Source organism: Alphaproteobacteria bacterium HT1-32 (genome assembly GCA_009649675.1).
Classification (GTDB): domain Bacteria; phylum Pseudomonadota; class Alphaproteobacteria; order Rhodospirillales; family HT1-32; genus HT1-32.
The window spans coordinates 85689-100584 of record WJPL01000004.1 but is presented as its reverse complement, the minus strand read 5'-3'; the positions used below and the strand labels follow the sequence as shown (position 1 = coordinate 100584).

Here is a 14896-nt window from a genome sequence, read left to right as displayed (position 1 = left end):
TAGGGTTTCCATTTGAAAAGCTGATAAGCGGCATAACAAACAATCATTAACGCCGACACAGATCACTGCGCGATAAATGTCCATTGAATGGATCAACGGACGAGGTCAATCGTGATGGAACTGTCTTTCTTTACAATGCCTATTCACCCCCTGGGAAAACCGATAGCCCAGAGCCTGAAAGAGGACAGGGAAGCTTTCATCCTCGCTGACAGACTGGGATATGCCGAAGCCTATTGCGGTGAGCATTCCACAGATCAGGCGGAAATCATCACCTCCACCGTCGCGTTTCTGGCCAGCGTTGCCTACGAGACCAAATCGATCCGTCTCGGTACCGGCACCATCAACATGCCGAATTCACACCCCGTCAGGGTAGCCGCGGAAGTTGCCATGCTGGATCATATGCTAGAAGGCCGGCTGAATTTCGGTATTTCCCCCGGCGGACTGATGTCCGATGCTGAAGCCTATGGCAATCTCGACAAGGATCGGAATGCCATGTTCCTCGAATGCATCAACATGGTCCTCGATATCTGGAAGGGGCAGCCACCCTATGATCTGAAGGGCGAGTTTTTCTCGGTCACAACCGGGAAAACCATGATCCCCGAGATCGGACAGGGCGAAATCCCGAAACCGTTTCAGGCTCCGCATCCGCCAATCGTCGGCACAGTCGTCGCCCCCTTCTCGAAGGGCATCACGGCAATGGCAGCTCGTGGCTGGGAAGCGATATCCGGCAACTTCCTCCTGCCGAAATGGGTTGCCACCCACTGGCCAAAATATGTTGAGGGATGCGAGATCGGCGGACGGAAAGCCGATCCGGCAAACTGGCGTATTGCGAAGAATATCTGTGTTGCCGAGGACATGGCGACAGCAAAACGCTACGCCCGTGAGCCCGGCAGCCCCTATCACCTGTATTATTCACAGCTGCTGACGAAGATGCGCAAAGGAGGACGGCTGAATCTGTTCAAGCAGGACCAGGAAATGCCGGATGACGAAGTCACTCTGGATTACGTACTGGATAAGCTGGTAATCCACGGTGATCCCTCCAGCGTCGCAGATCAGGTGCTCGCCTTCCGTGAGGAAACCGGCGACTTCGGACATCTGGTTTATGCCGGGCACGACTGGACGGACTACGATCTTGGTCGCAACTCAATGATCCTGATGGCTGAAAAGGTCATGCCGAAAATCAATGACGCCCTGAAGGCAGAGGCAGCATGAGCCAGAGCACATCCAATACCGGAACCGTCAGCACCACAGATGGCGTGAGCCTTTACTACCGGATTGATGGCCCGGAGAACGCGCCCTGGCTGATCCTGTCCAATTCCCTCGCAACAGACATTCGCATGTGGGGTCCACAACTGGATCTGTTTACGTCCAGCCATCGCGTCTTGCGTTACGACAGCCGTGGTCATGGCAGCAGCGGGCTGTCTCCGACGGGTTTCAGCTTTACGACGCTGGCCAGTGACGTTGTTCAGCTGATGGACAGTCTGGATATCCGGACCGCCGACATGGCCGGTATTTCCATGGGCGGAATGACCGGCCTTGCAACCGCACTGCTGGCACCGGATCGCATTCGGCGACTTGTCTGCTGCGATGCCCGGGCTGACGCACCGGACATGTATCGGGCAATCTGGGACGGTAATATCGCCCGGCTGCATGAAGGCGGTATCGGGCCGCTTTGCGAGCCGACGATGGAACGCTGGTTCACCGCCTCATTTCGTGATGACCCGGTGAATGCCGCAACGCTTGATCTGGTACGCGACATGATCAGCAAGACCCCGGATGCGGGATATGAACTCGCGGCCCGCTGCCTGCAGTCGCTAGATCTGTTACCGCATCTCAGTGATATCCGCTGCCCGACACTCTACGTCGTCGGGGAAGAAGATCCGGCCGCACCGATCGCTGTCATGCAGGACATGGCCGACAAGACACCTGATGGGAGTCTTGTCATCATCCGGGAAGCGGCACATCTTTCAAACATCGAACAGCCTGCCGCGTTCAGCAAAGCCGTCTCATCCTTCCTTAACGCAGACTGACATCCCCGCATCGAAGCCGCGACGCAGACCAGGTCAGCCTGCTGTGTCGCGGCGCTGGTTTTTCCAGCCCCGATAAAGTCCCTCCCCTATGACAAACAGAACCGCCACCAGCAGCAGGTTTCCGATATGCTGTGTCAGGGCATATTCAAGGCCCTTGCGTTCGAATATCATCAGAGCCCGGCGCAGGTTCTCGTCTGCGAGTGGTGCCAGAATGACGCCGAGCACAATGGGGGCGACAGGGAAACGAAAGGCAACCAGCAGGTAGCCGAACAGACCGGCCCCCAGCATCACCCAGGTATCAAACATCGACAGCCGGACCGCATAGGCGCCGATAATGCAGACCGGAATGATCAGCGGCATCAGCAGGCCGCGTGGCAGACTGAACAGCTTCACACAGGGTTTGATAAGGGCAATCGCCGCCGCATACATCATCAGGTTGGCGACAATCAGTGCCGCATAGATGAAATAGATGAGACCGGGATGATCGACTTCGATGGTCGGTCCAACCACTACGTTTTTCAGCTGCAATGCCGCTATCAGGGCCGCCGCCGGAGCATTACCGGGAATGCCCAGGGTCAGGGTCGGCAGCATCGAGCCACCGATATTCGCATTGTTCGAGGTTTCCGCACAGACGATGGCTTCGTAGCTGCCCTTACCCCACTTCTTCTGTTCTTCCGGCTTTGCCCGCCGGCGCCCGATATCATAGGCAAAGAACGAGGCAACATTGGCCCCGGCACCCGGAATTGCACCGACAAAGGTGCCGATAAGCCCCGACCGGATGGCTGCCTTGATATGGCGTAGGAGTTTACGAAAAGGCGGAATAACCCGCCCGCAATCTTCGGGAATTGCCGACTGTCCGCCCTGTGGCAATGCCTTCAGGACTTCGGTAATACCAAACACACCGATCAGAACCGCAACATAGCTGAGACCATCTTCCAGTCCCCGGACACCGAACGTAAAACGGGGCACCCCGTGGATCAGATCCAGCCCGATAAAGGCAACCAGCAAGCCAATCCAGCCAGCGATCCAGCCTTTCAGGGGCATGGCACCTGCCGCCATCGATCCACAGATGGTCACGCCGATCATCGCCAGCATGAACATTTCCCAGGACTTGAAATTCAGGGCAAAAGTCAGCAAGGCCGGAATGAAGGTGACCAGCAGCAATATGCCAATCCAGTTACCAACAAAAGACGCGGCAATTGCCATTCCAAGCGCCTGCCCACCCTCACCCTTTTTGGCGAGAGCATGCCCCTCGATCATCGTGGGAACGGCATCGGGCGTGCCCGGAATATTAATCAGAACGGCTGAAATTGCCCCGCCGAACACCGATCCCGTATAGACACCCAGCATGAAACAAAGACCGGAATTCTGTTCCATGGTCGCTGACAGGCCGATCAGCAGCGCCATTGCCATGGTCGTCGACAGTCCGGGCAGGGCACCCCAGATGATACCCAGCACAACACCGGCCAGTGTCAGCATCATCAGATAAGGCGACAGCAGAATAAGAAAGGCATCAATCATCATCGTCACCCGGGCATCGGTATCTTGAAGACACCACGGAACGTGAAGGCCAGAATCAGGGTCCAGACCAGCGAAACCAGCAGGCAATGGGCAAGCCGCGGTGTCCAGAACAGCCGCAGCAGCGCCGTCAGGGCAACGATGGTGACTGGTTCAAAACTTCCGACAGGTACGGACAGGCTACCGACTGCCAGGTAGTGCTCGAAGGAAAGCGTATCCAGCGCAGCCACATAGACGATCACCGTCAGAATCAGCATCGTCCGTCGCTGACTTTCCGGATCGAATAACGTCCGGACCAGATCAAGTCGCGGCGACATACGTATTCCCCGAATGCCGGAAATTGCGAGAATCACGGCCATGCCCCCAAGACTTGCTGCCGTCAGGAACGGCAGCAACCCCGGTGCCGATAAGATACCGCCGGGGACTGGCAGCGCGAGGGACATCGCAGCAAACCAGAGTCCGATTGCAAGTAGAAAAAGACCCGCGACAAGGTCGAGTGCCGGATGCGCAGCACCCGCATTCTCGTCCTCGCCGCGGAAAGTTCCGTCAGACATTGACGTACAAACTCCGCTCTGTGGATTTCATGCGCTCCGAAGAACGCAGGCCGTTAAACGTCGAGCTTGCTGTAACCTTGGGGTGGCCACCATTTGTCAAAATCCTTCGGCTCAGGGAGTCCGAGTTCTGCGGGTGACTTGACCGTCCCCTTGATCTGACCCGAATATTTACGGAAGGTCGCCGCCGTCAGTGCTTCCAGCTGAGCCGCGCGTTTGTCGGCAGCATCCCCCGTGCGCACATCAATCGTGAAATACTGGCTTTCCGCGATCTTCATGAAGGCGTCAGATTCCACGGCCGCAACAAAAGCTTCCTTGATCTCCCGCAAGACCTCAACCGGCGTATCCCGCTTCATCACCAGATTATACTGAGGTCCGATTGGCAGCAGGGAAGCCAGGTCGGGCAACATTTTCCCGACGGTCGGCAGCACCGTACCGTCAGCCAGCGTAATGTCCTTATCCGAGGTCTGTTGCAGGCAACGCAGCTTGCCAGCCCGGATCAGGTCGACATGCTCATGCACGCCGCCACCGGCGATATCCACTTCACCCTGCAGACCAGCCAGCGTTGCGGCCTTGCCCCCCTTGTAAGGTACAAACCCGATATCAATACCCGCAGCGTCAGCGACGATCAGGGCAAGTTCGTGCCAGATACCACCGGTTCCGGAGGTTGAAATAGCCAGCTTGCCCGGATTCTTCTTGGCGTGGGCGATCAGGTCATCAAGTGTCTTGAAAGGTGAATCGACCGGTACGGACCAGGACGCAACCGCATTGGCTGCCTGGAAATAGGTCCAGTTCTCCCACGGCTTCTCATTGGTATGACCCATAACGCGGACGAACTTGTTGTAGTTCGCTGCCCCGAGCAGCCAGTGACCATCACCCGGTTTTCCGGCGACAAACTCCGTTGCCACGGCACCAACGGCCCCCGGCTTGTTGATGACATTGATTGTCCATCCCTTGGACTTCGCCATTTCCCCGGCGAGGGTTCGCAGAACCGTGTCCGTGCCACCTCCTGCGCCATACATGACCACCAGTGTGATCGGCTGTGATGGCCAGTTTGCAGCATTTGCCCGACCCGGGCCGATGGTCATCGCAACAGCACCTGCCGCAGCCATACCCGCCATGAATGTCCGGCGACCTGTCATCATGCCAGTATCAGCCGTTACTTTTGTGAGCTTTGAATTCCCGTCTCCCATATCGACGTCTCCTCTGTTCTCTGATTAAGAACTGCACATTTATTTTTTGATTATTAGAATGGTATTTTGCAGTTCACGGGTCTTTGAGTATGCAATCCGGCCTTCACTTTAATGAGTCAATTTTGCTGATAGCCTTTATCAGTATTGTTGCTGACTGTTACAAAGCCAGTGTCCGGTTACTCAACTGGGTCGTATCAGCCGCACAGATTCCGGCACGACCAGCGGTGTGTTTGCGCTGTTCTTGAATTCCACCGTTGTGAACAGCAAGTCCGTATCCCCGACATTGCCAACGGAATGGACAAACCGCTCACCTTTTCCGAACACGAAATGCTTGGTCTCGCCGGCATAGTGATGCACGTCCTGAATCCGGCCGTCATCGTACCAGCCCCGGGCAATCCCGTTCGTGTGGCAGGTCCAGAAGTAATTCAGGACATGACAGTGAAAGGTATAGCGCTCCCCCTTTGGCAGCGTGAAATGCCAGACCCGGAGTTCATCTGTTTCAGAGACCAGTATATTTCCGACGCAGGGATTTTCTGCATTCTCCAGAAACTCCTGCTGCAATTCGACCGGCCAGTGGGCGCGCGGGTTGGGACCAGGGCTGGCCGGTTCTACAAGTACAGGTTCAGGCATTGTCTTTCTCCTTTCAGACTGGGCGTTATCAGGCGGCTTTGTCGTTAAGGGCCGGGATGCCGACCACATCCGACAGATCCGCCAGTGCATTCAGCAGTCCGCGGCGAGACTGCTCATCCAGCGCCACTTGCGGTGGCAGAATTTCACGCCATGCATCGTCACCGGAACGGACAATCTGGATCTCTTTCAGAGCTGCACTCAGCGGATATCTGGCGATTTCCTTGCGAACAGCCGCCAGTTTTTCCTGAGCGGCCAGCGCAGCTGTTTCGTCCCCTGCCTTTGCCTTTGAGACATAGCCCGCCGATGCATTGGTCGTAGCCGATATCACCCCGGCGCAACCCGCCTTGACCGCATCGACATAGACACCTTCGTTACTCGGATAAACGTCAAAGTCTTCTGTGGCGGCAGCAAAGGCGATTGAGGCGCTGAGATCACCGGAGCTGTCTTTCAGGCCCGCAATAACCGGCCCGAAACCGGCTTTCAGGCGCTGAACCAGACCGACGCTGAACGGTGTCATCGACATCTGTGGGAAGTGATACAGATAGACCCGCAACCGGTCATCGGCGATCGTCTCGATCAGACGGGCATAATAGGCATAGACCCCGTCATCAGTTGCGTTCTTGAAATAGAATGGCGGCAGTACCAGCACATTGTTATAGCCCGCATCCAGCGCCGATTTTGTCGCCTTCACCGCATCCGCAAATGCGCAGGAGCCGGTGCCGATGATGGCCCGGTCAGCCGGAATGCCTGCAGCAGCAAGGGCTGCCGGAACCCGGCAACGCTCTGCCAGGCTGATGGAGTTTCCCTCGCCCGTTGTGCCGAGCGGCGCAACCCCGTCAATACCCTGCTCCAGCAACCAGGTGCAGTATGCACTCAGCATACCCGTATCGACATCTCCGGAGCGGGTAAACGGGGTCAGGGCTGCGGCATAGATGCCGCGGATTGCTTTTGTCATTAGATCATCTCCAACAAGAATATTCTGAACTGATAATTGTCATTCGGCTGCCTGAGACACCCGTTCCACACCGCGGGCTTTCACAACCACCTTGATCGCATCGTCGATACGCTCTTTCGCATGACGGATTGCTTCCGGCAGGTCATCCAGACTGAAGGTATGGGTGTGAATGAGCGAGGCATCGAAGCGCTTTTCTGCCATGAAACTCATCGCACGATGGGTGCCGGATTTACCTTCACCGCGAATGCCATAGAGGTAGATGTTATTAATGACGAATTTGGCGATATCGACTTCCACCGGCTTGTGCGGGAAGGCTGCAAGGCAGATTTTCCCGCCCCGGTTTACCATTTGGGCCGCCTCGTTGATCGCGGTATCCGTGCCGGCGCATTCGATCAGATAATCAACACCTTTCGGCCCGGCGATCCGCTTCACCGCCTCAACAGCATTTTCGTTGCGTACATTGATCGTATGGGTCGCACCAAGCTTGCGGCCAATCTCCAGACGACCATCGCGGGTTCCCGTCAGGATCACCGGGTTCGCACCCAGCGCACGGGCGACCCCCACGGCCAGCAGACCGATTGGCCCCGGCCCCGTAACAACCACACTTTCACCGGCAACCAGCCCGCCCAGTTCAGTCAGGCCGTACATTGATGTGCCCGCCGTCACGACCAGCGTTGCCTCTTCATCTGACATTTCATCGGGCACACGGATCATGGTGTTGATGTTGTTGATGGCGTATTCGGCAAAGCCACCATCAGTCGTGAAACCATTGGCACGATGGCCCTTGTCCACATCACCGTAATTCATGCCGTAATTATGGCAGGAGGTGTACATGCCCTGGCGGCATCGCTTGCATTGTCCGCAACCGGCATGAATCTCGACCGTAATCCGGTCGCCGATATCGAACTCATCGACCCCCGGCCCGAGTGCCACAACAGTTCCCATATATTCGTGACCAAAGGTGAAGTTCTTGTTGAACGGCAAACCGCCTTCAACCATTGCCGGAACACCATGATCCAGAATTTCCAGATCCGTCGCGCAGATCGCAATTGCATCAATGCGCACCAGAACCTCAGCCCGTCCCGGGCTCGGCACCGGTTTTTCGGTCAGAATCATTTCACCGGGATTACCCAGAACCCACGCCTTCATTGTCTCAGGCAGCGGGTAGTCCGGGGATGTCTTGACCATCGGTCCGTCAGTCATGGCTCTCTCCATATTCTCGATTATCGATAATATATATCGAAGAAATCATTCTTCACAATCATTCGTTGGGTCAGACCCGTTCAGGCCTGCAAATAGGCCTGGCACAAATCGTCAGGCAGTTTCTTCCGTAAATTTCCGGCACAGGCTGCGCTTGCATCGCGAAAGGCCTGCACATCAATCGCATCAGCGGACAGCACTTCGACGCCGTCATCAATCAGGACATCCAGCAACTTCCTGTCATCATCAATGCTGGCCTGACGCTGCACAGCCGATGCGCTGCGGGCTGCGGTTTCAACCCGGCTGCGCTGGGCATCCGACAATCCGTCCCACCACCGGCCATTCGCCGCAAACAGGACGACGCCAAAGATATGCGAGGTCATGGTGACATGGCGGTGATATTCGTGCAGGCCGAAATTGACGAGATTGGTCAGTGGATTTTCCTGCGCGTCGACAGCACCGCTGCGGACCTTTTCCACTAGTTCCTTCACATCCGTCACGACCGGCTGGAAACCCAGATCCTTCAGCAAATCCATATAAGACTGATTATTCAACGTGCGAATGACCAGAGCGTCACAATCCCGCGGATGCCGGATAGAGCGGACGCTGTTGGAAACATGCCGAAATCCATTGTCCCAGAACGCCATTACATGCAGACCGGTCTCAGCCCTGACATCGCGGCGCAGAATTTCGCCGACATCGCCATCCAGCGCGTCATAGGCTTTCAGCCTGTCGACAACTGAAAACGGCACATCCAGCAGGTCCAGCGACGGCACTCGTCCACTGAGATAGCCGCTCGCCATGTAGCAGACATCAAAATCACCGGTTTCCGTACCGGAGAACAGACTGCCGGCTGCGATCCCTTCAGCCGTCACATTGATACTGAGGTCCAGATCAAACCCCTGAGCTTTAGCATCAAGAGCATCAAGGAACGCCCTGACACCCGCCGTGTGAACGGAACCTTCGCTCTGATATCCGCCAATTTTCAAACGCATTTGTACTTCCGTATCCAGTCGGGCGGGGCGGCCGTTTTCAAGGCCACCCCGTAATCCCCTGTTAATGCTATTTCGCCAGCGACGCCGTGAACGCCTTATATTTTTCAGACTGTTCCTGACGTACCGCCTCATAGTCTTCACCAGACATGAAGGCTGCATTCTCGCCGAGTTTATTCAGCAGATTTTTGTAAGTTTTGTCCTGCTGCATATCCACGAATGCCTTGCGCAGTTTTGCGAGAACATCTGCCGGAACATCGCGATTGACCAGCACGACCCGGTGCATGGTTCCGGAATTCGCAACTCCCCCGATCCCTTTGTCAGCGACCGTCGGGACACCATCCAGAACAGGCTCAGACGAAACCGAGACCAGCGGACGCACCTGACCGGCCTGTCCCGAGATCGAAGAATTGAAGCCCATGGACACATCAACATCACCGGCAAGCAGTGCCTGCATGGCGGGGCCGCCACCCTTGTGCGGAATCAGCTGCGGGTTAACGCCCGCCGCACTGAACAGCATCGCCCCCGGAACCATAAACGCACCCCAGTTTCCGGAGTGACCAAAGCTGAGTTTGCCGGGATTGGCCTTACCAAAAGCAATGATGTCTTCGTAGGTCTTGAACTTGCTGTCAGTTTTGACGATCAGCGACGGCGAGGCATAGTTGGTGCGGGCTACGGTCACAAAATCCTTTGTCGGATCATAGGGCAGCTTTGCAACATGCTGCTGCAACTGATCGATATAGTTATGCGTGAACAGCAGGGTGTAGCCATCTGCCGCGGCCTTGGATGCTGCAGCGGTTCCGGTCTGACCACCCGCGCCCGGCATCAGCTTCACGATGACCGGCTGACCAAGATAGCTTGGCAGAATGCTGCTGATAACCCGCGCATTCAGATCATGCGAACCACCGGCCCCCAGCGGAATGATCATGGTGATCGGCTTTTCCGGGTATTCGGCAGCTGCCGACCATGAGGTCAGCGCCGTAACGGCAGTAATTGCGAGAACACTCGCTGTCTTGAACCACGTCTTCATCTCGTCCTCCTCCTTGAGTTCCCATTAACAGGGTTTGTTGGTTGGGCAGGCAGCCGTCATCCTTGCGTTATCGGTAAGCTGTTTTTCCGGCGGCTGCCCCGCCACCAGAAAAAGCCGAGGATGATCGGAATCACAGTCAGCAGCACAACGGTCACTGGCCGTTCTGCAAGTACGAAGCCAAGAACATCGCCTTGCGAAAGCAGAACGGTCTGGCCGTACGCATATTCGAGTGGCGGTGTCAGAATAAAACCCATGACCAGCGGTGTGACGTCAAAACGAAGCTTCCGCATCGCATATCCGAACAGACCGAAAGCCATCAGAAACATCAGGTCGGACGGGCTTGAACGATAGACGTACGTACCGGCCACGGCGAAAACCAGCGTCAGCGGAACCAGGAAAGCCCGTCGGATCGACACCAGCCGGGCAAACACCGGGATCAGTACATAACCGACCGCCGCCAGAAGTAGGCAGGCAATAACCATGGAGCTGAGCAGTGCATAAATCATCGGCGCCTGCTCGGTGAAAAGCTGCGGGCCAGGACGCAGTCCCTGTGCAACCAGCGCCCCAAGCAGAATGGCCGTGATGTTGTCACCCGGGATACCCAATGTCAGCAGGGGAACCATGGTCGGACCGTTCACAGCATTGTTCGCAGCTTCCGGTGCAGCAACCCCGTCCAGTTCTCCCTTGCCGTAATTCTCCGGTGTCGGAGAGTCATTCTTCGCCGCCGCATATCCCATGAAGGCGGCAACCACCTGCCCGACCCCCGGCACGGCCCCGATCGAGGCTCCGATGAATGTCGATCGCATGATGGTCTTTCTGGAGCGCATCAGTTCAGACCAGCGCAGGCGCTCACCTTCCGGACGCAGACTGCTCGATTTCAGCGCTAGCTTTGCGCGTTCCTCCACCGCCAGCAGGATCTCCGGTATCGCAAACAGACCAATCAGCATCGGCAGCAGGTCGATCCCTGCCTGAATAGCGAAGAAATCAAAGGTAAAGCGGTTCAGTGCCCCGATCGGGTCCTGCCCGACCAGCGACAGGAACATGCCGATCACCAGCATCAGCAGCCCCTTGGCGACCGCACCACCGGTTGTCGACGCAATGATGACCATGCTGAGTACCAGCACAACAACCAGTTCAGGCGGACCAATATGCAGGGCAATCAGTGCAATGGGGCCAATCAGGAAGATCGTCAGCAGGCTTGATGCGGTATCCCCGATGACGGACGCAGCCAGCGCCATTTCCAGTGCCTTTCGGGATTTCCCCAGCTTGGTCAGCTTCGGTCCGTCAAAAGTCGTTGCAACTGAGGCGCCGGTTCCGGGGATGCCAACCAGAATAGCCGGAATCGACCCGCCATAGATACCGCCCTTGTAAACGCCAATCAGAAACGGAAGACCGATCAGGGGGTCCAGGAAAAACGATATCGGCAGCAGAACCGCCATCGCCATAACCGTGGTGAAACCGGGAAGAGAACCAACGAAAATGCCAAGCACAAGCCCGACACATGTCATCGCAATGGTGTCCAGCCGGAACACCATCATCAGACCTTCATAGAGATCAGCCAGCATCACACGCCCCCCACCAGCCAGGAGGGGAACGGCGGCAGCGACACATGCAGCAGGCGCGTGAAGACATAAAACACGACACCCGGCACCCCGAGCGCGCAGATCAGAATCGGCATCCAGTCCCGCGCACCGAAGAACAGGGCCAGCCCGGCAACGACCAGCGCACTGGAGGACACGAAGCCAAGTGGCTCCAGCAGCAGGGCATATGCAAAGGACACGACAACCGTGATCAGGACACTAACCGTTACCCGGCTTTGCGCCTCCCCCTGCTCCTTCGACCGCACAGCTTCGACAACATTCCAGAGGCTGACCAGGAACCAGGCTGCCGTTACCAGATACGGGAAAGCTTTCGGATCCAGTCCCTGAGAACCAAATCCAAACATCGCGACCGGCTTGTCCACCTGATAGGGCACCAGAGCCCACATACCCGCTGCGAGAACTGCGCTGGCTATTGAGACAAACAGATAAGAATTATTAGATTGCCGGCCACCGGTCATGGCCGTCTATCCTGCGATGCCCTACGCAAACAGAGAAAGGCTGCCCGGAGGCATAGAATGTCGGTCATTGAAATCCTGCGGTTCCCATCATCACTCCCTGCATGCCGGAGACTCAGACATGCTGTAACTCTCAAGGTTACTTGCAGATTATGAAATCATTGATTATCGATAATCGCAAATCGTTTATCCTGAGGACGACCATCTGTTATGTTGATGGCCATTTTTCGAATTTCCCGCTTTCTGGCCGAAAGCGTCGAGACTAACTATAAGTCGCTGACCTCTGAATACCCCCAAGGAACCTGACGATGCAGACTGCCCCCGTTCTTACCCGCACCTCGCTGCCGGAACAGATCAAAGATCATCTGCTGGCAAAAATCATGAGCGGCGTGCTCAAGCCCGGTGATCGTCTGGTCGAGATGAAGATCGCCGCTGAAATGGAAACCAGCCAGGCCCCTGTCCGGGAAGCCATCAGAGAACTGGAAGCTATCGGCGTCGTCGAATCACTCCGCAACAAAGGCTCGCGGGTGCGCATCATCAGTGATGATGAACTGAAAGACATGTACGATGTCCGGGCCCAGCTGGAAGGCTATGCCACGGAACTGGTTGCGCGGAACAAGGCGCCGGTCAGCAATGAATTAAGGGCCCTCATAGAATCAATGAAAACGGCGGCAAAATCTGAGAATTCAGCAGATTTTGCCACGCATAACTCCGCTTTCCACCGCATCATCATGCAGGCGGCCGACAACATCATCCTGTTTGAAATCTGGTCGGCCCTGAATGTGAAGTCCCGCACCCTGATCAACGTCTCACGCCACAAAAGCGACCTCAACGAGATTGCCGCATCGCATGAAAGCATTGTCGACGCCATTGAGGCAGGGAGCCCGTCAAAAGCCAGAAAAGCCGCTGCCATGCATGTGCTGGAGAACAAGCCCCTCTGACATGAGGCCTTCGGCTCAGCCTCTTACAGACCACCGATAATCAGGCCATATCAATGACAAGCCCAAACGAGACCATCCGACACTATTCCGGCGCTGAACTTGCTGATTTCATTCAGCGGGTGCTCGTGGCCTCCGGATTCAGCAGCGACAATGCCCGGACCATCGCTGACCTTATGGCCGAAGCCGACGTGAACGGCTCTGACGGGCACGGCATCTTCCGGCTTCCCGCTTATGTAAAACGTATCCGGGCCGGTGGTCTGAATGTTGATCCGCATATCCGGGTCGAAACTGAAAAGGATGCCATGGCACTGGTGGACGGTGACAACACCCAGGGGCATCTGGTGATGAAGTTCTGTACTGAACTGGCCATCGCCAAGGCACGGAAAAGCGGTGTGGCCTGGGTCGGATGCCATCACAGCAATCATGCGGGTCCGGCTTCGCTCTATGCCCGGATGCCGCTTGCCCACAACATGATCGGGCTTTATGTCGCCGTTGGGAATGCCAATCATCTGCCGCCCTGGGGCGGGACTGATATGCTTCTCAGCACAAATCCTATAGCAATCGCTGTTCCGGCACTTGAAGAGAACCCGATCATTCTGGACATGGCGACGACAGTTGCCGCCTACGGGAAGGTAAAGACAGCAGCCCAGCGTGGCGAGACCATGCCCGAGGGCTGGATGGTTGACCGCAATGGCGATCCGCTGACCGACCCCAACAAGGCCGAGGATGGATTTCTGTTGCCGATCGGCGGACCGAAGGGCTACGGGCTGGCCCTGATGTTCGGCCTGCTGGCCGGAACCCTGAATGGTGCTGCTTTCGGCAAGAATGTGGTGGATTTCAACAAGGACTTCAAAACCACGACCAACACCGGTCAGTTCATTGTTGCCATCGACATTGCCGCTTTTGCTGACGTCGAGACATTCAAAAATAACGTCGACAACGTCATCCGTACCATGAAGGCATCACCCACAATGCCCGGCTTCACCGACATTCTGCTGCCCGGTGAACGCAGCCACGGCATAAGGGAAGATCGTCAGAAAAATGGTGTTCCGATGCCTGACGGGTTGTTCAGGTCACTTGAAGAGCTTGCCAGGGAAACTGGCGTGGCCGGTCTGGGGAAGTGACGGCCGACGATCACCGTTAAGCGCCGGTTTCCCGCGGGGCTGCGCCGACACTCATCAGCATTTGCTCCACGGCTTCACCCGGCTGTGCGCCAACCAGACCGCGCCCTCCGGCCACGAATGTCGGAACACCGGTGACGCCATACTGATGTGATTTTTGCCAGTCCGCATCAACCGCGTCCTTGAACAGGCGCTCGTTCAGAACACGGGTCGCCATATCAACATCCAGACCACAGTCAGCGACGATTTTCAGAATGACATCCTGATCGCCAATATTCAGCCGGTCGACGAAATAGGCATGGAAGAAGGCATCGTGAATGCCGTGTTCTGTACCCAGACTATCTGCCCAGGCCCCGATTTCCTGCGCCAGGCGGCTGTTATAGGTATGGGAGCGGTCTTCATAGGGCAATCCGTCCGCCTCCATCAGCCCCCGCATACGGGCGTTCTTTGCGGCTATTTCCTCTGCCGGCACCCCGAACATATCCTGAAGTTTCCGCCCTTCTGACGGTGTTTCCGGATGCAGCGGAAAATGAACACGTTTAACCGTAATGTTTAGGCGTTCCGGCAGATTGCGGATCCGGTTCTCTCCCAGATAACACCACGGGCAGACATAGTCGGAGAAGACTTCGAGGACGATGGGGTCGGATGCAGTCATTTCTACGAGCCTTTGTCTGTCAGA

General features: G+C 56.4%; 15 protein-coding genes. 4 read left to right on the top strand and 11 right to left on the bottom strand.

Annotation, left to right across the window (positions count from 1 at the left end; translation table 11 throughout):
* Nucleotides 1-114 precede the first annotated feature (114 nt).
* Complete coding sequence (locus GH722_19695; protein ID MRG73988.1) at nucleotides 115-1212, top strand: LLM class flavin-dependent oxidoreductase; 1098 nt, start codon at nucleotides 115-117, stop codon at nucleotides 1210-1212.
* A complete protein-coding gene (locus GH722_19690; GenBank protein MRG73987.1) occupies nucleotides 1209-2030 on the top strand; it encodes an alpha/beta fold hydrolase in 822 nt (273 codons plus the stop codon). Before GH722_19695 ends, GH722_19690 begins: the two co-directional genes overlap by 4 nt.
* A 33-nt stretch (nucleotides 2031-2063) precedes the next feature.
* Here the strand turns inward: GH722_19690 and GH722_19685 are convergent, their stop codons facing one another.
* The 10 genes from GH722_19685 to GH722_19640 form a co-directional block, all read right to left on the bottom strand.
* A complete protein-coding gene (locus GH722_19685; protein MRG73986.1) occupies nucleotides 2064-3560 on the bottom strand; it encodes a transporter in 1497 nt (498 codons plus the stop codon).
* A complete protein-coding gene (locus GH722_19680) occupies nucleotides 3557-4102 on the bottom strand; it encodes a hypothetical protein (GenBank protein MRG73985.1) in 546 nt (181 codons plus the stop codon). The genes GH722_19685 and GH722_19680 overlap by 4 nt, the downstream gene beginning before the upstream one ends.
* Nucleotides 4103-4155: 53 nt before the next feature.
* Nucleotides 4156-5292, bottom strand: coding sequence for a hypothetical protein (locus tag GH722_19675; GenBank protein MRG73984.1), 1137 nt, complete (start codon nucleotides 5290-5292; stop codon nucleotides 4156-4158).
* A 180-nt stretch (nucleotides 5293-5472) separates the two neighbouring features.
* Nucleotides 5473-5922 (bottom strand): hypothetical protein, encoded by a 450-nt coding sequence (locus tag GH722_19670; protein ID MRG73983.1) that lies wholly within the window; start codon nucleotides 5920-5922, stop codon nucleotides 5473-5475.
* A gap of 28 nt (nucleotides 5923-5950) precedes the next feature.
* The gene (locus tag GH722_19665; GenBank protein MRG73982.1) at nucleotides 5951-6877 is read right to left on the bottom strand and encodes a dihydrodipicolinate synthase family protein; all 927 of its coding nucleotides are present in this window, start codon (nucleotides 6875-6877) and stop codon (nucleotides 5951-5953) included.
* 39 nt (nucleotides 6878-6916) lie between these two features.
* Nucleotides 6917-8080, bottom strand: coding sequence for an alcohol dehydrogenase catalytic domain-containing protein (locus GH722_19660; GenBank protein MRG73981.1), 1164 nt, complete (start codon nucleotides 8078-8080; stop codon nucleotides 6917-6919).
* Nucleotides 8081-8160: 80 nt separating this feature from the next.
* On the bottom strand, nucleotides 8161-9231 hold the full coding sequence (locus GH722_19655) for a hypothetical protein (protein MRG73980.1): 1071 nt from the start codon (nucleotides 9229-9231) through the stop codon (nucleotides 8161-8163).
* Nucleotides 9140-10099 carry a PhnD/SsuA/transferrin family substrate-binding protein gene (locus tag GH722_19650; protein MRG73979.1) on the bottom strand — a complete coding sequence of 320 codons (960 nt, stop codon included), beginning with the start codon at nucleotides 10097-10099 and terminating at the stop codon, nucleotides 9140-9142. The genes GH722_19655 and GH722_19650 overlap by 92 nt, the downstream gene beginning before the upstream one ends.
* A 56-nt stretch (nucleotides 10100-10155) precedes the next feature.
* Entirely contained in the window at nucleotides 10156-11664 is a 1509-nt protein-coding gene (locus GH722_19645; GenBank protein ID MRG73978.1) for a C4-dicarboxylate ABC transporter permease, read from the bottom strand.
* Nucleotides 11664-12158, bottom strand: coding sequence for a hypothetical protein (locus tag GH722_19640; protein ID MRG73977.1), 495 nt, complete (start codon nucleotides 12156-12158; stop codon nucleotides 11664-11666). The genes GH722_19645 and GH722_19640 overlap by 1 nt, the downstream gene beginning before the upstream one ends.
* A 305-nt stretch (nucleotides 12159-12463) precedes the next feature.
* Between GH722_19640 and GH722_19635 the strand changes: the two genes are divergently transcribed.
* Nucleotides 12464-13096: an FCD domain-containing protein gene (locus GH722_19635; GenBank protein MRG73976.1), complete on the top strand. Its 633-nt coding sequence runs from the start codon at nucleotides 12464-12466 to the stop codon at nucleotides 13094-13096.
* Between the two features lie 53 nt (nucleotides 13097-13149).
* Nucleotides 13150-14220 carry an Ldh family oxidoreductase gene (locus GH722_19630; GenBank protein ID MRG73975.1) on the top strand — a complete coding sequence of 357 codons (1071 nt, stop codon included), beginning with the start codon at nucleotides 13150-13152 and terminating at the stop codon, nucleotides 14218-14220.
* 16 nt (nucleotides 14221-14236) lie between these two features.
* Here GH722_19630 and GH722_19625 read toward each other — a convergent pair whose 3' ends face one another.
* Nucleotides 14237-14872, bottom strand: coding sequence for a hypothetical protein (locus GH722_19625; GenBank protein ID MRG73974.1), 636 nt, complete (start codon nucleotides 14870-14872; stop codon nucleotides 14237-14239).
* Nucleotides 14873-14896: the final 24 nt, after the last annotated feature.